Here is a 19,096-nt window from a genome sequence, read left to right on the forward strand (position 1 = left end):
ATCCCAGGCGACTTCAACGGAGAGAGACAATGACCCAGCCCATCCGCATCGCGCCATCCGTTCTGGCCGCCGACTTCGCCAAGCTCGGCCAGGAGGTGCGCGACGTGACCGCGGCCGGCGCCGACTGGATCCACCTCGACGTCATGGACGGTCACTTCGTTCCCAATATTTCCTTCGGCCCCGACGTCATCAAGTCGCTGCGCTCCTACACCGACGCCACCTTCGACTGCCACCTGATGATCGCGCCCGTCGACGACTATCTCGAAGCCTTCGCCAAGGCCGGCTGCGACCGGATCACCATCCACGCCGAGGCCGGCCCGCATCTGCACCGCTCGCTGCAGACCGTGCGCAATCTCGGCAAGAAGGTCGGCGTCACCCTCAATCCGGCAACGCCGCTCTCCGTCTTCGAAAACGTGCTGGATGATATCGACCTGATCCTCATCATGTCGGTCAATCCCGGTTTCGGCGGCCAGAAGTTCATTCCCGCCATGGCCGACAAGATCGCCGCCGCCAAGTCGCTGATCGGTGACCGACCGATCGACCTCGAGGTCGACGGTGGTGTGACGATCGAAACCGCGCCTATGATCGGCAAGGCGGGCGCCAACGTGCTCGTCGCCGGCTCCGCCATCTTCAAGGGCGGCTCGGTCGAGGCCTACAAGCAGGCGATTTCGGCGCTCCGAACGGCGGCTGAAGGGCAATCCAAATAAGATCGGGCAAAGTAGTATCGGGAGCGGCGTGTCGCTGATGGGAGACCGGTTTCGGGCTGCGTACCCGCCCTACTCCGCCGTGCTCATCGGCGCGCCGCTCTGGGCTCTCCAGATGCTGGCCTCGGCGATGAGCACGCTCTATCTGCGCAACGGCCTGGAGACCAGCCACCTCAGTGATCTCGCGATCCTCTATTTCGCCGGCGGCCTGCTTGCCTGGCCCTTTGCGCTGATGCTCGGCCGCTTCTTCGCGCATAAGCGCCGGATCGAGACGCGCTTCGCCGCCTTCTTCGTGGCGCTTGCGGCCTGCACCATCCTGATGACGGCGTTTCTCTTCGCGATGGACTACCGGGTTTTCTACTCGCGCTGGCATGCGCCGGGAGGATCTGTGATCTGGTTTTTCCAGCTCATCTTTACCGGCGCGAGCTCCGTCTACCAGTTCATGGTGCTCGGTTTGCGGCTCTTCGTCCCCCTCGGGCTCGTCTGCCTGCTGGCAACGAGTTTCGCGCTTGCGAAACGCATGCGTTGAGATTGCCGCGCGTCTTTGCTACACGGGCGCCAACATTCCCCTTTAGAACGCCAACATTCCTTACGAACGAAAGCAGGAAGCCATGATCCCGCGCTACTCCCGACCTGAAATGGTCGCCATCTGGTCGCCCGAAACCAAGTTCCGTATCTGGTTCGAGATCGAGGCTCATGCCTGCACCGCGCTCGCCAACCTCGGCGTCATCCCGCAGGAATCCGCGCGCACCATCTGGGAAAAGGGTTCGGTCGCCGAATTCAACGTCGCCCGCATCGACGAGATCGAAGCCGTCACCAAGCACGACGTCATCGCCTTCCTGACGCACCTCGCCGAATTCATCGGCCCCGACAGCCGCTTCGTCCATCAGGGCATGACCTCTTCCGACGTGCTGGACACCACCTTCAACATCCAGCTTGTGCGCGCAGCCGACCTTCTGCTTGCCGATATGGACCGCGTTCTCGCAGCACTGAAGACCCGCGCCTTCGAGCACAAGGACACGGTCCGCATCGGCCGCAGCCACGGCATCCACGCCGAGCCGACCACGATGGGTCTGACCTTCGCGCGCTTCTACGCTGAAATGAAGCGCAACCGCGATCGTCTGGTCGCCGCCCGTGCCGAAGTCGCGACCGGCGCGATCTCGGGCGCTGTCGGCACCTTCGCCAATATCGACCCGAGCGTCGAGGAATACGTGTGCGAGCAGCTCGGCCTCGCCGCCGAGCCGATCTCGACCCAGGTCATTCCGCGCGACCGTCACGCGATGTTCTTCGCGACGCTCGGCGTCATCGCCTCGTCGATCGAAAACGTCGCCATCGAAATCCGCCACATGCAGCGCACCGAAGTGCTCGAAGCCGAGGAGTTCTTCTCCCCTGGCCAGAAGGGCTCGTCGGCCATGCCGCACAAGCGCAACCCCGTACTCACCGAAAACCTGACGGGCCTCGCCCGCCTCGTGCGCATGTCGGTTGTCCCGGCCATGGAAAATGTCGCTCTCTGGCATGAGCGCGACATCAGTCATTCGAGCGTCGAGCGCACCATCGGCCCAGACACGACGATCACGCTGGATTTCGCGCTGAACCGTCTGGCCGGCGTCATCGAGAAGCTGGTGATCTATCCTGAAAACATGCTGCGCAACATGAACCAGTTCAAGGGACTGGTCATGAGCCAGCGCGTGCTTCTGGCGCTCACCCAGGCCGGCGTGTCCCGCGAGGACAGCTACCGTCTGGTACAGCGCAACGCCATGAAGGTCTGGGAAAAGGGCGCCGACTTCCTCGAGGAACTGCTTGCCGACGCCGAAGTGCGCGCCGCTCTGTCGGAAGAGGAAATCCGCGAGAAGTTCGACCTCGGCTACCACACCAAGCACGTCGACACGATCTTCAATCGGGTCTTCGCCAATAGCTGATCGACCTGATCAACTCTTCTGCGGCGCCTTTCGGGGCGCCGCTTTTCGTTTGTCCTTCTGTGAACGCGCGGCATCGATCTTCTTGCGCACGGCGGTAGCCGTCTTCGTAGATTTCGGCGCGGCATCGGCCGCCGCCTGCTTCTCCGCCTGCCCGCCCTTCGCAGCCTTGGCCACCAGCCGATCGAGATGCTTCAGGTCGTCCTCGTCGAGGTTCTCGATACCGATGAACCGGTTCTCTGCATGGCTCGTCAGGATCAGTTCGTCGAGCTTCGCCTGGATGGCGCGCGTATCGCGCGTCTGGGCGTTCTGCAGCACGAACACCATGAGAAAGGTGATGATCGTCGTGCCGGTGTTGATCACCAGCTGCCACGTCTCGGAATAATCGAAGAACGGCCCCGTCACGGCCCAGAGGATCACCAGGATCAGAGCAAGGACGAAGGTCACGGGCTTGCCCGCCCATTCCGACGTCTTCGCCGAAAAGCGCATGAAGATATGCTGCGTGTCTGCCATGTTTGCCTCCCTCAAAGCTTGCACCAGTCAAACTCCAAGGAAGGCATTGTGTTCCGTGGTGGATCATCCGGTCATACGATCGGCGGCGCCACCAGCTTGCGATAGAGGTGCCAGGTCGAATGACCGAGGATCGGCATCACCAGCGCCAGCCCGACGAAGAGTGGGATGGTGGCGACGGCAAGCGACACCGCGACGATCAGCCCCCAGCACAGGACTGGAACCGGATTGGCGAACGTCGCCCGCAGCGACGTCTCCATGGCGGCCACGAGGCCGATGTCGCGGTCGAGCAGGATCGGAAAGGTAACGACGGTCGTCGCCAGCACGATCAGCGCAAAGCCGAACCCGATCAGGTTGCCCCAGATGATCAGCTGCATGCCTTCCGTTGTGCCGAAAATCTCGGAAAAGAAGGCTGACATCGAGCGCGGGAACACGTCGCTCAGCACATTGAGATAGAGCGTCTGCGCGGCCACCAGCCAGACGACGAAGAAGGCAAACAGCATCAGCCCGCCGGTGACGATCGAAGGAAAGGCCGGCGACCGCGTCACTTCCATGGCGTGCCGCCAGGAACTGTCCATCCCAGCCTCCCGCCGCCTGCTGATCTCATAGAGACCAATGGCGGCCAGCGGCCCGATCAGGGCGAAGCCCGCTATCAGCGGAAAGATCATCGGCAGCAGATTGGCGCTCGACGTGGCGACCGCAAGAAAAATGCCCGCGATCGGATACATCAGGCACAGGAACACGTAATGCGATGGTTTTTCCCTGAAATCCGCCATACCGAGCCGGATGGCGTTGAAGACGTCGGCAAGGCCAATTTTATTGATGACCGGGCGCGAATAGACATCGTCCGCGCCGGACATGACGTGAAATGCCGTCATGGCTTTCTCCTCCTCAGCCATTGAGGCCAGCGGCGAAAGCATCGGCGGTGCCGACATCGAACGCGACCGGCAATGCGCTAACATAACAAAAATTGGCCGAGCTGTCCTGCTTTCCCTTGACTTTATCGCCGCGCCTTCTCACATCGGCGGCACCATGAAAGCTTCAGACGCCGAAATCCTCATCATCCCCGGTTACACCAACTCCGGCCCCGACCACTGGCAGAGCCGCTGGGAGGCGAAACTCAGCACCGCGCGCCGCGTCGAACAGGCGGAGTGGTCCAAGCCCGTGCGCGAGGATTGGGCCGCGCGGATTGCCGAGGAAGTCAATAAATCGACCCGCCCGGTGGTGCTTGTCGCCCACTCGCTCGGCGTGCCGTCGCTTCTGCATGCGATCCCGCAATTCGAGAAACCGGTCGCCGGCGCCTTCCTGGTGGCGCCGCCTGATGTCACCAACCCCGACATCCGCCCGAAGCACCTGATGACCTTCGGCCCCTACCCGCGCGAGCCCTTGCCGTTCCCGAGCGTCACGGTCGCCAGCCGCAACGATCCCTTCGGCACTTACGAGCATGCCGACGAGATCGCCGCAAGCTGGGGCTCATTGCTGGTGGATGCGGGAGAGTCCGGTCACATCAACGCCGATTCCGGTCACGGGCCGTGGCCTGAGGGCACGATGGTCTTCGCGCAGTTCCTCAGCCGTCTGAAGGGCTAGAACGCGCTCGCATCTCCACGCGGATAGAACTCAGTCGCCCTCGCCGCGCACGAAAAACACGCTCGCGAACGCCGCGAGCACGACGCATTGCATGATGAACATTGGCCAATCCTGAGCCATGGTTTTTCCTCCATACCCATCATATAGGGCGGAAAACACCGAACAGCTATTTTGCGGGCGTTGTGCCGCCGTGGCAAATGACATCGCCGCGATTGCTCCGCCGGATGCATGTGACCGAGAGCACGACTTTGGGAGCACTGGACAGCGCAATAAGTTTGCTCCGATATTAAGCTCGGCTTAATTCAAATATAAGCAAATTGACACACGCCAGACGAGCGAGTGCGAGCATTGACCAAGAAGAGGCCTGATCAGACGGTTGGTTCGAGCAAAAGCGGTGACAGCATCGCTTCAGCGAATGTTTCCGAACGCGAGACCGACGCGCTGGTCGAGCGCGAGAGCCGCTGGAACTACGCGCTAGTCGGCTCGGATCTCGGCGTGTGGGATCACAACCTCAAGCTTGGAACGCGCTATTACTCCGAAACGTGGAAGACCATGCGCGGCATGGCGCCCGACGAAGAGGCGGATGGAGACTACGACGCCTGGATCGCGCTGATCCATCCCGACGACCGCGCTTTCGTGATTGAGGCGATCGACCGGCAGAACGCCGGAGACCCCAACTTCCGTGTCTTCGAATATCGCGAGCGGCATCGGAACGGCCACTGGATCTGGATCGAATGCCGCGGCGCCTGCGTCGAATGGGACGAAAACGGCGCCCCTGCCCGCCTCGTCGGCACCGACACCGACATCACCGCCCGCAAGGAAGGTGAAGAGCGGCTGGCGCACATGTCGCGGCGGCTTGATCTTGCGCTCGACATCTCGGGGATCGGCGTGTTCGAATCCGATCTCGATGCCGGCACTGTCGAATGGGACGCACGCTTGTTGTGGATCTACGGCATCACGAACCCGACACGCGCCTCGCAGGGCGACGTCTGGACCGAAACGCTGCATCCCGACGACCGGGACAGGGTGCAGGCGACGGTGGCGGAGAACATCGAGCGCCAGTCGGGCTTCCAGCACGAATTCAGGATCATACGTGGCGACGGTGCCGAACGCGTCATCCGCGCCAAGGCGGCCTTCTTCATCGACGGCAACGGCCACCGCAAGCTGATCGGCGCCAATTGGGATGTGACCGAGGAAGTGGCGCTCAACGCCGAACTCCAGCGCGCCAAGGACCTCGCTGAGGCCCACAACCGCGAACTCGAGGCGGCCAAGGAGAGCATCGAGCATCTCGCCCTCCATGACTTTTTGACCGGGCTGCCGAACCGGCGCTACCTCGACCGCAAGCTGGAAGAATATTCGACGAGAGCAAGCACCGGCGACGATACGCTCGCTGTGCTGCACATCGATCTCGACCGTTTCAAGCAGATCAACGACACGCTCGGCCACCGCGCCGGCGACGCCATGCTGAAGCACGCAGCATCTGTGCTGACCGAAACCGTTCGGCCGGGCGATTTCGTGGCCCGCATCGGCGGCGACGAATTCGTGGTGCTCTGCGCACTCGATGTGACGCCGAAGAAGATCTCCAACATGGCCGAGCGCATCGTGCGCGAACTCAGCCGTCCGATCCGCTACGAGCATCACGAATGCCGCTTCGGCGCCAGCGTCGGCATCGCCACCGACAGCGGCCCGATGCTCGATGGCAAGCAGCTCCTGCTCAACGCCGACATCGCGCTCTATCGCGCCAAGAGCGGCGGCAGGAACCGGCACGAGTTCTTCTCCAAGGACGCGCGCCGCCAGGTGATCGCCAGCAAGCGATTGGCCGACGATATCCTGATCGGCCTCGAGCGGCGCGAATTCGTCCCCTTCTATCAACCGCAATTCGACGCCCGCACGCTTGACGTAACCGGCGTCGAAACGCTTGCCCGTTGGCAGCACCGCGAACACGGCCTGCTGGCCCCCGATCGCTTCCTCGACATCGCCGAGGACATCAACGTCGTGGCGACCATCGACGGCGTCATTCTGGAGCAGGCGCTTGTCGATCGCGCCGCATGGGAAAGCGAAGGCATCGTAATTCCAAAGATCGCGGTCAATGTCTCCTCCCGGAGACTTGACGATCCGGCGCTCGGCAAGAAGCTGCGGGCGCTGAAGATCGTGCCTGGAACCATCGCCTTCGAGCTTCTGGAATCCATTTCGCTCGATGATTGCGACGACGCCGTCATCGCCAATCTCCGCCAGTTCCGCCGCCTCGGCATCGACATCGAGATCGACGATTTCGGCACCGGCCACGCCTCGATCGTCAGCCTGCTCAGGCTGAGCCCGAAGACGCTGAAGATCGACCGCGAACTGATCCGCATGCTGCCGACCTCGTCCGAGCAGCGCAAGCTCGTCCGCTCGATCATCGAAATCGGCCGCTCCTTGAGCATCCTGGTGACGGCCGAAGGTGTCGAGACCATGGAGCACGCGCGTATCCTGGGCGACCTCGGCTGCGACGTGCTGCAGGGCTATGCGCTGGCCCGCCCGATGCCGGCAATGCAGATCCCCTCCTTCGTGCGTGCCGCCAGCTGGCGCCAGGCGGCATCTGCCGCCCATACGCCGACGCCACGCAACCCGAGCAAGGCGACCGCCTCCAAATAAAACACTGCAAAACCCCGGCATGAACCTGCGGTCGTTTTGTTAAGCCGGGAAACGGGGTAGGATGCATTTCTTAGACATTCGATTCTCGCATCGGTGCTCCGGAAGACCGGAATCCGGGGAAGGAGTGACAGGCGGATTGTGAAACCCTCGCTTTTCCTTTATGGGGACGCCACGAGATCGATCCACTCGCGCTAATCCCAAGAGCGCCAACGACAAGAGAACAATCGCAATGAACCGTCGCCGCCGTATTTACGAGGGCAAGGCCAAGATTCTGTATGAGGGACCCGAGCCAGGCACGCTGATCCAGTTCTTCAAGGACGACGCCACCGCCTTCAACAAGAAGAAGCACGAAGTCATCGATGGCAAGGGCGTTCTGAACAACCGCATCTGCGAGTTCATCTTCAACCATCTGAACAAGATCGGCATTCCCACGCACTTCATCCGCCGCCTCAACATGCGCGAGCAGTTGATCCGCGAAGTCGAGATGATCCCGCTTGAGATCGTCGTGCGCAATGTCGCCGCCGGCTCGCTGGCCAAGCGCCTGGGCATCGAGGAAGGCGTGGTCCTGCCGCGCTCGATCATCGAGTTCTACTACAAGTCGGACGCGCTCGAAGACCCGATGGTTTCCGAAGAGCACATCACCGCATTCGGTTGGGCAAACCCCGCCGAGCTCGACGACATCATGGCGCTGGCGATCCGCGTCAACGACTTCATGACCGGCCTGTTCTTGGGCGTCGGCATCCAGCTCGTCGACTTCAAGATCGAATGCGGCCGCCTCTATGAAGGCGACATGATGCGCATCATCCTCGCCGACGAAATCTCGCCGGACAGCTGCCGTCTCTGGGACATCGACACCCAGGAAAAGATGGACAAGGACCGATTCCGTCGCGACATGGGTGGCCTTCTCGAAGCCTATTCGGAAGTGGCGCGCCGCCTCGGCATCATCAACGAGAACGAGCCTGTGCGCGGCACCGGTCCTGTTCTCGTCAAGTAACATAACGGCTAAGCAAGACATTCGCTAAAAAGGCAGGGAAGACAAAGTGATCAAGGCTCGTGTAACCGTCACGCTGAAAAACGGCGTTCTCGATCCGCAGGGCAAGGCCATCGAAGGCGCGCTCGGCGCGCTGGGCTTCGACGGCGTCGGCCATGTCCGCCAGGGCAAGGTATTCGACGTCGAAGTCGAAGGCACCGACAAGGCCAAGGCCGAAGGCGACATCAAGGCCATGTGCGAAAAACTCCTCGCCAACACCGTTATCGAGAACTATACTATTTCTCTCGACTAGTGGTTGCGGAGATTGTCCGATGGCTGAAATCAGCAGTGAACTGGTGTATGAACTTCTGAAGCGCGTGCATGCAGACATTGCTGAGCTGAAATTCGGCCAGCGCGGATTGAAGGAAGAGATGAACGCGATGCGCGGAACGATAGTGTCCATGCATCACGACATCCACAACATCTACAGCGTGCTCGACCGTCACGACCAACGCCTCGAACGCATCGAAAACCGTCTCGAACTTCGAGAACTCGCAGAAGCACAAGCAAGGTTTGAACCACACCCATGAAATCCGCCGTCGTTCAGCTTCCGGGCCTCAATCGCGATCGTGACATGATCGCCGCTCTCACCAAGATCTCCGGCCAGACGCCGGTGACGATCTGGCAGACGGAGACCGATATCCCCGATGTCGATCTGATCGTCATTCCTGGTGGATTCTCCTATGGCGACTATCTGCGCTGCGGCGCGATCGCGGCGCGCATGCCGGTCATGCAGGCGATCATTGAGAAGGCCAACAAGGGTGTGAAGGTTCTGGGCGTCTGCAACGGCTTCCAGATCCTCGTCGAATCCGGCCTGCTTCCGGGCGCGCTGATGCGCAATTCCTCGCTGAAGTTCGTCTGCCGCGAGATCAAGCTTGAAGTCGCGAATGCCGAGACGGATTTCACCCGCGCTTATGCCAAGGGCCAGATCATCCGTTGCCCGGTCGCCCATCACGACGGCAACTACTTCGCCGACGCCGAGACGCTGGCGAAGATCGAAGGCAACGGCCAGGTGGTCTTCCGCTACGCCGAGGGCACCAACCCGAACGGCTCGCTGAACGACATCGCAGCCGTCATGAACGAGGGCGGCAACGTGCTCGGCATGATGCCGCATCCGGAAAACCTGATCGAGGCAGCCCATGGCGGTTCCGACGGCCGGGCGTTGTTCGCTTCCGCGCTCGACGTAATCGCTGCTTAACCTTAAACGGATATGAGGCCATTCATCCGGTCCACTGGAGCAAGATCGATGCGCCCTCACCTTCCCCTGACACATGTCCTCGCCATTGCCGCGACCGCGGCACTGGTTGCGTCTTGCCAATCCAAGACACCGGCACCCAGCCAGGACCGCAGCGCGCTGTCGACCATGGAACGTGTGGCGGTAGCCGCCAACAATTGCTGGTTCAAGTCGGGCGACGCGGCGTTTGCCGCCTACAAGCTGGCGCCGGAGCTCAACTCCTTCTCAGGCCGTCCGCGCATTCTCGTCGTCCACAAGGGCAGCCCGGAAAGCCGGCCGCTGCTGGTAGTCCAGGCGGAAGGCAACCCTTCCAAGCTCGACGCCTTCGGCCCGATGATGGACAGCCCGGCACGCCCGCGGATCGCTGGCGATGTCACGCGCTGGGCCGGCGGCAACAAGAGCTGCAGCTAAGCCAGCCTCAGGCTCGCACAGCCTCAATCCCAGAAGAACGACTTGCCGACTTCCTTGCCGGCATCGGCCCTGCTGATGCCGATGTCGAGGAGTTCTGTATCCGTCAAATCCCTGAGCACGCGCCGGCTGGCCCGCTTCTGCTGCCAGAGCGCGACCTTGTCCCAAACGCGGCCGAGAGCGGCCCACACATCGTGCCGGTTGAACCTCGGCGTATCGCGGAATTGTTCGGCTTGATGGAGCCGATTGTCTCTCCTGAAGTCCGGCGCTACTGACATCTCACTATCCGATCGCTGATTGTATGCGTTCACCCTGATAGACTTGACAGGACGAGGGTGACAATCTAGGAAATTGTCATCATGACAAATTGGCTCCCTGATCTCTCGCGCGGTTCCGGCCCGGTCTATCTGCGTCTCGCGGACAATATCGAATCCGCCATCGCCAGCGGCGCCCTGCCCGCAGGCAGCAAGCTGCCGCCGCAGCGCAATCTGGCTTATGATATCGGCGTGACAATCGGCACAATCGGCCGTGCCTACGCACTGGTGCACGAACGTGGCCTAGTGGCGGGCGAAGTCGGGCGCGGCACCTATGTGCTGGACCGGGCAGAGACGGCACCGGGCAATCAGCCCGATCCGCTGACGATTGCGCTCGGCGGCACCAGGACAATCGACGCTCCATCGGGAAAGATCCGCTTCGACACGACGGCGGCTCCTGATCTTGGCCAGGGCAAAGCCATCGGCCGCATCCTTGCCGATATCGGCGAGCAGCAGCTTGCCGAGATCTCCTCCTATTCACGCGTCTTCCCGAAAAACTGGTATGAGGCAGGACGCCGCTGGCTGTCGCGCAACGACTGGGCGCCCGACACCGAAAACATCGTCCCCACGCTCGGCGCGCACGCGGCTGCCATCGCGGTGATCTCGGCCATATCATCGCCCGGCGACAAGATCGTCTTCGAGAACCTCAGCTATACGCAGGTGAGCCGCAGCGCCCGCATCCTTGGCCGGCGGACCATCACGGTCGATTCCGACGAGCATGGCGTCATTCCCGATGATTTCGAGCGGCTATGCTCGCAGCAGCACCCGAAGCTCGCCTTCCTGATGCCGACAGCCCACAACCCGACGCTATCAACCATGCCGCATGAGCGGCGCGCCAAGATCGCCGAGATCGCGCGAAGACATGGGGTCTGGCTGATCGAGGATGATCTCTATGGCGGCATGACCGGCGACGAAAACCCGCTGCTCGCCTCGCTGGCGCCCGATCGTACCTTCCTGATCAGCGGTCTTTCGAAATCGGTGGCCGCCGGCATCCGTGGCGGCTGGGTCGCCTGCCCGCCGCATTTCGCGCAGCGCATCAAGGTCACCCACAAGATGATCACCGGCGGTCTGCCCTTCATTCTGGCCGAAGCCTGCGCCCGGCTCGTCGAGAGCGGAGAAGCGCATGATATCCGCGAGGCCTGCATCACCGAGCTTTCAGGGCGCGAGCGGCTGGCACGCGAAACACTTCAGGGTTTCGATTTCGTCTCGCATCCGCATGTGCCGTTCATCTGGCTGAAGCTTCCCGATCCCTGGCTCTCGGGCACCTTCAAGAACGCCGCCTTCCGCGACGGCGTGCTGATCGACGACGAAGACGAGTTCAAGGCGGCGCGCACCGACAAGGTCTACCACCGCGTGCGCATCAGCTTCTCCTCCCCCAAGGACAGAGGGGAAATGGTTGCAGGTTTGATGACAGTTCGACGCCTGCTTGAAAGTGGCGGCGCCGGATACGACGGTGAGGTCTAGACTTGTTGCAGATCAGCCGCACCCGTTAAAATCTAGGGCTTTCAGCGTCTGTCCGCTTTACCGAATCGATTTGCATGCTACCAATTACGGTGAGGACGGCGATCTGCGCCGGCACCAAAGGCGGCGCATGACAATGAACAGCATGGCATCGGCATCGACTGGCCGCGGACTACTCCTCGCGGCTCTTCTTGCAAACATCTCGCTCCTGCCGGTCTCGGCCCATGCGGATGAAAAGATCTTCGACGAACTGCGCTTTGGCGCCTCGGCGTCGATCCAGGGCGGCCACAGCCACGAAGATGGCGTCTTCCCCGAAGTCACGGTTTTCTTCGACCCATTCGGCCAGGATACGGCAACGGACTGGAAGCAGACGCTGGCGCGTCCGCGCCTGAACCTCGGCACCTCGATCGGCACGTCAGGCGAAGCCACGCAGATATTCGGCGGCTTGGCCTGGACCGTGAACTTCAATGAAAAGGTCTTCGCCGAAGCCGGCTTCGGCGGTGTCTGGCACAATGGCGATCTCGATAACAGCGCCGATGGCCCCGATCTCGGCTGTCGCTTCCTCTTCCACGAATATGTCGGCGCCGGTTATCGCTTCGACGCGCACTGGAATGTCATGGCGCAGGTTGCCCATTCCTCGCACGCAAATCTCTGCGACGGACCGAACAACGGCATGACGCGCGCCGGCATCCAGGTCGGCTACAAGTTCTAAACTTCCCGATATTGCACTCCGAAGCCCGCTCTCTGTGAACAGCGGGCTTTTTTCTGTCGCGCGCCGCACCCACTTAGGCTAAAGACACCGAAATCGCGCAACGGCAGGGACTTCGCAGAGCTCATGACCATTTCCAATACCCGCCCGATCACTCCAGAATTGATCGCCGCCCACGGCTTGAAGCCGGACGAATACCAGCGGATTCTGGATCTGATCGGCAGGGAGCCGACCTTCACCGAGCTCGGCATCTTCTCGGCCATGTGGAACGAGCACTGCTCCTACAAATCCTCCAAGAAATGGCTCCGCACGCTCCCCACCAAGGGTCCGCGCGTTATCCAGGGCCCGGGCGAAAATGCAGGTGTCGTCGATATCGATGACGGCGACGTCGTCGTCTTCAAGATGGAGAGCCACAACCACCCGTCCTACATCGAGCCCTACCAGGGCGCCGCGACCGGCGTCGGCGGCATTCTGCGCGACGTCTTCACCATGGGAGCCCGCCCGATCGCCGCCATGAACGCGCTGCGCTTCGGCTCGCCTGATCATCCGAAGACGAAGCACCTCGTTTCCGGCGTCGTCTCCGGCGTCGGCGGCTACGGAAATTCCTTCGGCGTTCCCACGGTCGGCGGCGAAGTCGAGTTCGACGCGCGCTACAACGGCAACATCCTGGTCAACGCATTCGCGGCCGGCCTTGCCAAGTCCGATGGCATCTTCCTTTCCGAAGCCAAGGGCGTCGGCCTGCCCGTCGTCTATCTCGGCGCCAAGACCGGCCGTGATGGCGTCGGCGGCGCGACCATGGCATCGGCGGAATTCGACGAATCGATCGAAGAAAAGCGCCCGACCGTTCAGGTCGGCGACCCCTTCACCGAAAAGTGCCTGCTCGAAGCCTGCCTCGAGCTGATGCAGACCGGCGCCGTCATCGCCATCCAGGACATGGGTGCGGCCGGCCTCACCTGCTCGGCTGTCGAAATGGGCGCCAAGGGCGACCTCGGCATCCTGCTCGATCTCGACACCGTTCCGGTGCGCGAGGACCAGATGACCGCTTACGAGATGATGCTGTCGGAAAGCCAGGAGCGCATGCTCATGGTTCTCGAGCCCGCCAAGGAAGAGGTCGCCAAGGCGATCTTCGTCAAGTGGGGCCTCGATTTCGCGATCGTCGGCAAGACCACGGATGACCTGCGCTTCCGCGTCATGCACCAGGGCGTTGAAGTCGCCGACCTGCCGATCAAGGATCTCGGCGACCAGGCACCGGAATATGACCGCCCCTGGCGCGAGGCCGACAAGCGCGCACCGCTCCCTGCCAATCTGGTGGCAGCCCCCGAGGATTACGGCCAGACGCTGCTCCAGCTCGTAGGCTCGCCCAACGAATCCAGCCGCCGCTGGGTTTACGAACAGTATGACACGCTGATCCAGGGCAACTCGCTGCAGCTGCCGGGTGGCGACGCCGGCGTCGTGCGCGTCGACACGCATCCGACCAAGGCGCTTGCCTTCTCCTCCGATGTGACGCCGCGCTATGTCGAGGCCGATCCGTTCGAAGGCGGCAAGCAGGCTGTGGCCGAATGCTGGCGCAACATCACCGCGACCGGCGCCGAGCCGCTGGCGGCGACCGACAACCTCAACTTCGGCAACCCGGAAAAGCCCGAGATCATGGGCCAGCTGGTGCAGGCCGTGAAGGGCATCGGCGAAGCCTGCCGCGCGCTCGATTTCCCGATCGTCTCGGGCAACGTCTCGCTCTACAATGAGACCAACGGCGTCGCGATCCTCCCGACCCCCACCATCGCCGGCGTCGGCCTGCTTGGTGACTGGAAGAAGATGGCGCGCATCGGCAGCGCATCCGATGGTGACAAGGTCATCATGATCGGCACCGACGGCAGCCACCTCGGCTCGTCCATCTATCTCCGCGACATTCTCGGCAGCACCGACGGCCCGCCGCCGGAAGTCGATCTCTTCGCCGAACGCCGCAACGGCAACTTCGTCCGCTCGGTTATCCGCAACGGCCAGGCAACCGCCTGCCACGACATTTCCTCGGGTGGCCTCGCGCTTGCTCTGGCGGAAATGGCGATGTCCTCCGGCAAGGGCCTGAAGATCAGCCTCAGCGAAGGTCGCGGCGAAACCCACGGGCTCCTGTTCGGTGAAGACCAGGCGCGCTACGTGCTGACCGTTCCGGCCGACGTCGCCAGCTTCGTCTGCGCCAACGCCGAAGGTGCGGGCGTTCCGTTCCGCCGCCTCGGCACGGTCGAGGGCGACGCGCTTGTCGTCGACGATCTGCTGTCGCTGCCGATTCAGCAATTGCGCCACGCCCATGAATCATGGTTCCCTGAATTCATGGATGGCAGCGGCACGCTCGCTGCCGCGGAATGATGCGCAAGGAGTAATCGACCATGGCCATGAAACCCGGTGACATCGAAGACATGATCAAGGCCGGCATCCCCGGCGCAAAGGTGGTCATCCGTGATCTGGCCGGCGACGGCGATCATTACGCCGCCGAAGTCGTAGCCGAAGCCTTCCGCGGCAAGAGCCGCGTGCAGCAGCACAAGATGGTCTACGACGCGCTCAAGGGCAACATGGGTGGCGTTCTGCACGCTCTGGCACTGCAGACCTCGGCGCCGGAATAAGGCCTGCCGTCATAGCCTGTTAAAAGATGCCCGGTTCCGCCGGGCATCTTTGATTCTCAGCCGCGAACGCGGCAGGCTTCTTCACCAACGCATACAGCACGCAACGGTTGACGAACCGCAATCCGTAACGGATCGGCAACAGCCGGGACATCAGACCGATAGGGCCCTCCTTTTTTTGTTCGCACCTGCTGGAATTCCGGTCGTCACATGCTATCTAAGCTTAACGATTGAAACGGCGGGCCTTTAACTCGCCTGTTGAAAGGATTAGGTCCCATGAGCGGCATCAACGAATTCATCGACAACGAAATCAAGACCAACGACGTCGTCCTCTTCATGAAGGGCACGCCGCAGTTTCCCCAGTGTGGTTTCTCCGGCCAGGTCGTGCAGATTCTCGATTACATCGGTGTCGACTACAAGAGCGTCAACGTGCTCGCTGATTCGGAAATCCGCCAGGGCATCAAGGATTACTCCAACTGGCCGACCATTCCCCAGCTTTACGTCAAGGGTGAATTCATCGGCGGCTGCGACATCGTCAAGGAAATGTTCCAGGCTGGCGAATTGCAGCAGCACTTCCAGGAAAACGGCGTAACCGTTCGCGGCGCCGCTTGACCTGACCGGTCACCGGGCGTCCGCCCGGTTTCCATTTCTGTATTTTGAGTCCGAGGCGCTGTGCTGAACAGCGCCTTGGCCTGTTTTTGGGAATTACATTGTGACAGATTCATCACAAACCGCGCACGTGGGTCGTATCCCCATGGGCAAGGGTGAGTTCATCGCGCTGGCCGCCTTCCTGATGGCGATCAACTCGCTGGCGATCGACATCATGCTGCCAGCGCTGCAGCAGATCGGCGCCAGTCTGAACGTCGAAAGCGAAAACCATCGCCAGTTCGTGGTCTCCAGCTATCTTCTCGGCTTCGGTTTTGCCCAGCTCATCTACGGTCCGCTGTCCGATCGCTTCGGGCGCCGCCTTCCCCTGCTGGCCGGCATCGGCATCTATATCTGTTCCTCGCTCGGCAGCGCACTGGTTCCCACCTTCGAAGGCTTGCTGATCCTGCGCTTCATCCAGGGTCTCGGCTCCGCGGCCACCCGCGTCATCACCATCTCCATCGTTCGCGACATCTACGGCGGCCGACAGATGGCCGAGGTCATGTCGCTGATCATGATGGTCTTCATGATCGTTCCGGTTATCGCGCCCGGCAGCGGCCAGATCATCATGCTGTTCGGTAGCTGGCACCTGATCTTCCTGTTCATCGCCGTTATGGCAGCGCTCATCGCCGGCTGGGCCTATATCCGCCTGCCCGAAACGCTGCGTCCGGAAAACATTCGTCCCTTCACCGCGAAATCGGTGCTCGGCGGCTTCAAGCTGGTTCTGACGAACCGCATCGCGCTCTGCTACACGATCGCCAGCACCTTCATTTTCGGCTCGCTGTTTGGCTTCATCAACTCGGCGCAACAGATCTATGTCGGCATCTATGGCTTGGGCGTCTATTTTCCCTTCGCCTTCGCCGGCGTCGCGGTCTTCATGTCGATGTCGTCATTCCTGAACTCGCGCCTTGTCGGCAAGTTCGGCATGCGCCGCCTGTCGCATGGAGCTCTCCTTGCCTTCATCACCATCAACACGGTCTGGCTGCTAGCCCTGATATTCGGCCCGCATCCGATGCCGTTCTTTCTGTTCATCGGCTTCTTCGGTCTGGCGATGTTCAATTTCGGCTGGATCGGCTCGAACTTCAATTCGCTTGCCATGGAGCCGCTCGGTCACGTCGCAGGCACCGCCTCGTCGGTCCTAGGCTTCATGAGCACCGTCGGCGGCGCATTGATCGGCGCCGGCATTGGCCAAGCCTTCAACGGCACCGCACTTCCCATGGTCGCCGGCTATTTCACGGTCTCTATCATTGGCCTCGTTTTCGTGCTGATCGCCGAGAAAGGAAAGCTCTTCCAGCCGCATAATCCGGCTGTTTGAGCATGCATGCGACGGTTGAGACACATCTATATTTCAGGACAATCATATGACGCCGCCCCATAAGCCGCACACCGAAAACCAGGGATCCAGCCGCATCGGCATGGGCTTCCTCGAATTCGTCATCACCATCGCCATCATGACGGCAAGCGTCGCCATGGCGATCGACAGCATGCTGCCTGCCCTGCCCGCCATGGGCCATGCGCTCAACGTTGCCAACGCCAACGACGCGCAGCTCGTTATCGGCGTCTTCTTCCTCGGCTTCGGCGTCTCGCAGATCATTTTCGGCAGCCTGTCGGACACATTCGGCCGCCGCAACATCATGCTCGGTGGCCTCGCGGTCTATGTGCTCGCCATGTTCGGCGCCGCCGCCACCGGCAGCTTCGAAATGCTGCTCGTCATGCGCTTCATTCAGGGCCTCGGCGGTGCGGCCGTCCGCATCACCACCATGGCCGTCGTTCGCGATTGCTTCGGTGGCCGCGAGATGGCGCGCGTCATGTCCTATGTCATGATCGTCTTCATGATCGTGCCGATCGTCGCTCCCTCCGTCGGCCAGTTGATCATCACCTATGCCAACTGGCACTGGATCTTCATCCTGCTCGGCATCGTCGGCGCCATCCTGTTCATCTGGGCATCCCTTCGTTTGAAGGAATCGCTGCCGCGCGAAGAGCGTATCCCACTCTCCTTCGGCAATGTGGTGGACGGCTTCAAGACGGTTCTGACCAACAAGATCACCTGCGGCTACATGATCGGCCTGACCATGTTCACCGCCGTCATCAGCGCCTACGTGATCTCCGTCCAGCAGGTCTTCGGCGAGGTCTACGGCCTTGGCGATTGGCTTCCCATCGCCTTTGCCGCCACTGCCGGTGGTATCGCGGTCGCCAACTTCGCCAACGGCTTCTTCGTGCGCAAGTTCGGCATGCGCCGTATCTCGCACGTCGCGATGATCCTTTTCACCATCATCTCGGCGATCGGCTTCTTCAAGGCGCTCGGCGGCACACCAAGCTTCACGCTGGCCTACACGCTGTTCACGATCCTGCTGATGATGTTCGCCGTGATCGCTACCAACTTCACGGCGATCAGCCTGGAGCCGATGGGCAACCTCGCTGGTACCGCGACCTCCATCACCGGCTTCGTCTCCACCACCTTCGGCGCGATCCTTGGCGGCGTCGTCGGCCAACTGTTCAACGGCACGGTACAGCCACTATTCGGCGGATTCGCGCTGTTCGGCCTGATCAGCATCGCAGCCACGCTCTGGGCCGAAGGCGGCAAGCTCTTCACCCACCCGGGCGACGATCCGCAGCTCGATCCGGGCGCTGGACATTTCTAAACATCAAGAGGCCCCGGCAACGGGGCCCTTTCAATTCCGCACGGCAGCCTATCGCGTTGCCTCGGTCGCCAGCTTCAGTCCCAAAAAGGCGAAGGAAACGGCAAAGGCTCGGCGCATCCAGTTCATCGCACGCCGGCTCTGCAACAGTCTCTCCCGTCCCGTTGCGGCAGCGACCGCGTATCCCATGAACACCGCAAAGGTCATCATGGTGAAGCCAAAGCCGAGTTCGACCAGAACGCCGATCGAGCTGCCCGCTGGGACGAATTGCGGAATGAATGCAATGAAAAACAGCGGCAACTTGGGGTTCAGAATGTTCAGCAGAATTCCGCGCCACACGAGCCGCCCTGCGGATGCTGTCGCGCACGGCCGAACCGACAGCCCCTCATGATCGTTGAGAACAGCCCAGGCCATCCAGATCAGGTATGCAACACCGGCAAACTTGACCGTCTGGAACAGGATCGCGCTGGTGTAGAGCACAGCGGCGAGCCCGGCCATGGCGACTGCCAGATGAAGAACGGTAGCGACAGTACAGCCGATTGCGGCCCAGAAGCCGGCGCGAATTCCCCCACCCAGAGTGGACGAAAGCGTATAGATCACGCCGATCCCCGGCGTCACACATATGATGAAAGCGGTCAGAAGATACTCGAAGCTCATTGGTGTTCCTCCCGAAAACGTCGGCAAGCACAACAT

At 61.6% G+C, this 19,096-nt stretch carries 21 protein-coding genes; 17 read left to right on the top strand and 4 right to left on the bottom strand.

Annotated elements, in window-relative coordinates; translation table 11 throughout:
* The first annotated feature begins 29 nt into the window (after positions 1-29).
* The 3 genes from rpe (at position 30) to purB (ending at position 2,623) form a co-directional block, all read left to right on the top strand.
* Complete coding sequence (gene rpe, locus ACIQUB_RS27855) at positions 30-707, top strand: ribulose-phosphate 3-epimerase (protein ID WP_113236630.1); 678 nt, start codon at positions 30-32, stop codon at positions 705-707.
* A 37-nt stretch (positions 708-744) separates the two neighbouring features.
* Positions 745-1,233: a hypothetical protein gene (locus ACIQUB_RS27860; protein WP_402934290.1), complete on the top strand. Its 489-nt coding sequence runs from the start codon at positions 745-747 to the stop codon at positions 1,231-1,233.
* Between the two features lie 82 nt (positions 1,234-1,315).
* Positions 1,316-2,623 (top strand): adenylosuccinate lyase, encoded by a 1,308-nt coding sequence (purB, locus tag ACIQUB_RS27865; protein ID WP_113236629.1) that lies wholly within the window; start codon positions 1,316-1,318, stop codon positions 2,621-2,623.
* A 9-nt stretch (positions 2,624-2,632) separates the two neighbouring features.
* Here the strand turns inward: purB and ACIQUB_RS27870 are convergent, their stop codons facing one another.
* Together ACIQUB_RS27870 and ACIQUB_RS27875 are read right to left on the bottom strand one after the other, a co-directional pair.
* Positions 2,633-3,133 carry a low affinity iron permease family protein gene (locus tag ACIQUB_RS27870; RefSeq protein ID WP_289726509.1) on the bottom strand — a complete coding sequence of 167 codons (501 nt, stop codon included), beginning with the start codon at positions 3,131-3,133 and terminating at the stop codon, positions 2,633-2,635.
* Between the two features lie 71 nt (positions 3,134-3,204).
* On the bottom strand, positions 3,205-4,008 hold the full coding sequence (locus tag ACIQUB_RS27875) for a DUF2189 domain-containing protein (RefSeq protein ID WP_113236627.1): 804 nt from the start codon (positions 4,006-4,008) through the stop codon (positions 3,205-3,207).
* 154 nt (positions 4,009-4,162) lie between these two features.
* Here ACIQUB_RS27875 and ACIQUB_RS27880 point away from each other — a divergent pair, with 154 nt between their 5' ends.
* The 7 genes from ACIQUB_RS27880 (at position 4,163) to ACIQUB_RS27910 (ending at position 10,026) form a co-directional block, all read left to right on the top strand.
* Positions 4,163-4,717, top strand: coding sequence for an alpha/beta hydrolase (locus tag ACIQUB_RS27880; protein ID WP_026283685.1), 555 nt, complete (start codon positions 4,163-4,165; stop codon positions 4,715-4,717).
* Between the two features lie 402 nt (positions 4,718-5,119).
* Entirely contained in the window at positions 5,120-7,351 is a 2,232-nt protein-coding gene (locus tag ACIQUB_RS27885) for a putative bifunctional diguanylate cyclase/phosphodiesterase (RefSeq protein WP_402934356.1), read from the top strand.
* A gap of 229 nt (positions 7,352-7,580) precedes the next feature.
* Positions 7,581-8,345 (top strand): phosphoribosylaminoimidazolesuccinocarboxamide synthase, encoded by a 765-nt coding sequence (gene purC, locus ACIQUB_RS27890; protein WP_018902208.1) that lies wholly within the window; start codon positions 7,581-7,583, stop codon positions 8,343-8,345.
* A 46-nt stretch (positions 8,346-8,391) separates the two neighbouring features.
* Positions 8,392-8,634 (top strand): phosphoribosylformylglycinamidine synthase subunit PurS, encoded by a 243-nt coding sequence (gene purS / locus ACIQUB_RS27895; protein WP_018902207.1) that lies wholly within the window; start codon positions 8,392-8,394, stop codon positions 8,632-8,634.
* A 19-nt stretch (positions 8,635-8,653) separates the two neighbouring features.
* Entirely contained in the window at positions 8,654-8,911 is a 258-nt protein-coding gene (locus ACIQUB_RS27900) for a hypothetical protein (RefSeq protein WP_113236625.1), read from the top strand.
* Positions 8,908-9,579, top strand: a complete 672-nt coding sequence (purQ, locus tag ACIQUB_RS27905; RefSeq protein ID WP_113236624.1) for a phosphoribosylformylglycinamidine synthase subunit PurQ — start codon at positions 8,908-8,910, stop codon at positions 9,577-9,579. The genes ACIQUB_RS27900 and purQ overlap by 4 nt, the downstream gene beginning before the upstream one ends.
* 48 nt (positions 9,580-9,627) lie before the next feature.
* Positions 9,628-10,026 carry a hypothetical protein gene (locus tag ACIQUB_RS27910; protein WP_112941608.1) on the top strand — a complete coding sequence of 133 codons (399 nt, stop codon included), beginning with the start codon at positions 9,628-9,630 and terminating at the stop codon, positions 10,024-10,026.
* Positions 10,027-10,049: 23 nt separating this feature from the next.
* On the opposite strand, the gene ACIQUB_RS27915 is transcribed toward ACIQUB_RS27910, so the two are convergent.
* Positions 10,050-10,301, bottom strand: coding sequence for a DUF1127 domain-containing protein (locus tag ACIQUB_RS27915; protein WP_113236623.1), 252 nt, complete (start codon positions 10,299-10,301; stop codon positions 10,050-10,052).
* Between the two features lie 81 nt (positions 10,302-10,382).
* Between ACIQUB_RS27915 and ACIQUB_RS27920 the strand changes: the two genes are divergently transcribed.
* From ACIQUB_RS27920 to ACIQUB_RS27950, 7 genes are all read left to right on the top strand, one after another.
* A complete protein-coding gene (locus ACIQUB_RS27920; protein WP_113236622.1) occupies positions 10,383-11,801 on the top strand; it encodes a PLP-dependent aminotransferase family protein in 1,419 nt (472 codons plus the stop codon).
* 142 nt (positions 11,802-11,943) lie between these two features.
* Complete coding sequence (locus ACIQUB_RS27925) at positions 11,944-12,510, top strand: acyloxyacyl hydrolase (protein ID WP_018902201.1); 567 nt, start codon at positions 11,944-11,946, stop codon at positions 12,508-12,510.
* A 123-nt stretch (positions 12,511-12,633) separates the two neighbouring features.
* The gene (purL, locus tag ACIQUB_RS27930) at positions 12,634-14,868 is read left to right on the top strand and encodes a phosphoribosylformylglycinamidine synthase subunit PurL (RefSeq protein WP_113236621.1); all 2,235 of its coding nucleotides are present in this window, start codon (positions 12,634-12,636) and stop codon (positions 14,866-14,868) included.
* A 20-nt stretch (positions 14,869-14,888) separates the two neighbouring features.
* Complete coding sequence (locus ACIQUB_RS27935) at positions 14,889-15,122, top strand: BolA/IbaG family iron-sulfur metabolism protein (RefSeq protein WP_018902199.1); 234 nt, start codon at positions 14,889-14,891, stop codon at positions 15,120-15,122.
* 273 nt (positions 15,123-15,395) lie between these two features.
* Complete coding sequence (gene grxD / locus ACIQUB_RS27940) at positions 15,396-15,731, top strand: Grx4 family monothiol glutaredoxin (protein WP_018902196.1); 336 nt, start codon at positions 15,396-15,398, stop codon at positions 15,729-15,731.
* Positions 15,732-15,873: 142 nt separating this feature from the next.
* Positions 15,874-17,079 carry a multidrug effflux MFS transporter gene (locus tag ACIQUB_RS27945; protein ID WP_113236620.1) on the top strand — a complete coding sequence of 402 codons (1,206 nt, stop codon included), beginning with the start codon at positions 15,874-15,876 and terminating at the stop codon, positions 17,077-17,079.
* Positions 17,080-17,125: 46 nt separating this feature from the next.
* The gene (locus tag ACIQUB_RS27950) at positions 17,126-18,406 is read left to right on the top strand and encodes a multidrug effflux MFS transporter (RefSeq protein WP_113236619.1); all 1,281 of its coding nucleotides are present in this window, start codon (positions 17,126-17,128) and stop codon (positions 18,404-18,406) included.
* A 48-nt stretch (positions 18,407-18,454) separates the two neighbouring features.
* Here ACIQUB_RS27950 and ACIQUB_RS27955 read toward each other — a convergent pair whose 3' ends face one another.
* Positions 18,455-19,096, bottom strand: a complete 642-nt coding sequence (locus ACIQUB_RS27955; protein WP_402934302.1) for a LysE family translocator — start codon at positions 19,094-19,096, stop codon at positions 18,455-18,457.

Source organism: Rhizobium sp. NPDC090275 (genome assembly GCF_044772225.1).
In the GTDB taxonomy this organism is placed as follows: Bacteria; Pseudomonadota; Alphaproteobacteria; order Rhizobiales; family Rhizobiaceae; genus Rhizobium.

Coding starts and splice junctions, on each gene's coding strand:
- ACIQUB_RS27955 (WP_402934302.1), bottom strand. CDS start 19,096: ATGTTGTGCTTGCCGACGTTTTCGGGAGGAACACCAATGAGCTTCGAG.
- ACIQUB_RS27900 (WP_113236625.1), top strand. CDS start 8,654: ATGGCTGAAATCAGCAGTGAACTGGTGTATGAACTTCTGAAGCGCGTG.
- ACIQUB_RS27860 (WP_402934290.1), top strand. CDS start 745: ATGGGAGACCGGTTTCGGGCTGCGTACCCGCCCTACTCCGCCGTGCTC.
- purQ (WP_113236624.1), top strand. CDS start 8,908: ATGAAATCCGCCGTCGTTCAGCTTCCGGGCCTCAATCGCGATCGTGAC.
- ACIQUB_RS27915 (WP_113236623.1), bottom strand. CDS start 10,301: ATGTCAGTAGCGCCGGACTTCAGGAGAGACAATCGGCTCCATCAAGCC.
- ACIQUB_RS27945 (WP_113236620.1), top strand. CDS start 15,874: ATGGGCAAGGGTGAGTTCATCGCGCTGGCCGCCTTCCTGATGGCGATC.
- ACIQUB_RS27875 (WP_113236627.1), bottom strand. CDS start 4,008: ATGACGGCATTTCACGTCATGTCCGGCGCGGACGATGTCTATTCGCGC.
- purB (WP_113236629.1), top strand. CDS start 1,316: ATGATCCCGCGCTACTCCCGACCTGAAATGGTCGCCATCTGGTCGCCC.
- ACIQUB_RS27925 (WP_018902201.1), top strand. CDS start 11,944: ATGGCATCGGCATCGACTGGCCGCGGACTACTCCTCGCGGCTCTTCTT.
- ACIQUB_RS27950 (WP_113236619.1), top strand. CDS start 17,126: ATGACGCCGCCCCATAAGCCGCACACCGAAAACCAGGGATCCAGCCGC.
- rpe (WP_113236630.1), top strand. CDS start 30: ATGACCCAGCCCATCCGCATCGCGCCATCCGTTCTGGCCGCCGACTTC.
- grxD (WP_018902196.1), top strand. CDS start 15,396: ATGAGCGGCATCAACGAATTCATCGACAACGAAATCAAGACCAACGAC.
- ACIQUB_RS27910 (WP_112941608.1), top strand. CDS start 9,628: ATGCGCCCTCACCTTCCCCTGACACATGTCCTCGCCATTGCCGCGACC.
- purL (WP_113236621.1), top strand. CDS start 12,634: ATGACCATTTCCAATACCCGCCCGATCACTCCAGAATTGATCGCCGCC.
- ACIQUB_RS27935 (WP_018902199.1), top strand. CDS start 14,889: ATGGCCATGAAACCCGGTGACATCGAAGACATGATCAAGGCCGGCATC.
- ACIQUB_RS27880 (WP_026283685.1), top strand. CDS start 4,163: ATGAAAGCTTCAGACGCCGAAATCCTCATCATCCCCGGTTACACCAAC.
- purC (WP_018902208.1), top strand. CDS start 7,581: ATGAACCGTCGCCGCCGTATTTACGAGGGCAAGGCCAAGATTCTGTAT.
- ACIQUB_RS27920 (WP_113236622.1), top strand. CDS start 10,383: ATGACAAATTGGCTCCCTGATCTCTCGCGCGGTTCCGGCCCGGTCTAT.
- ACIQUB_RS27870 (WP_289726509.1), bottom strand. CDS start 3,133: ATGGCAGACACGCAGCATATCTTCATGCGCTTTTCGGCGAAGACGTCG.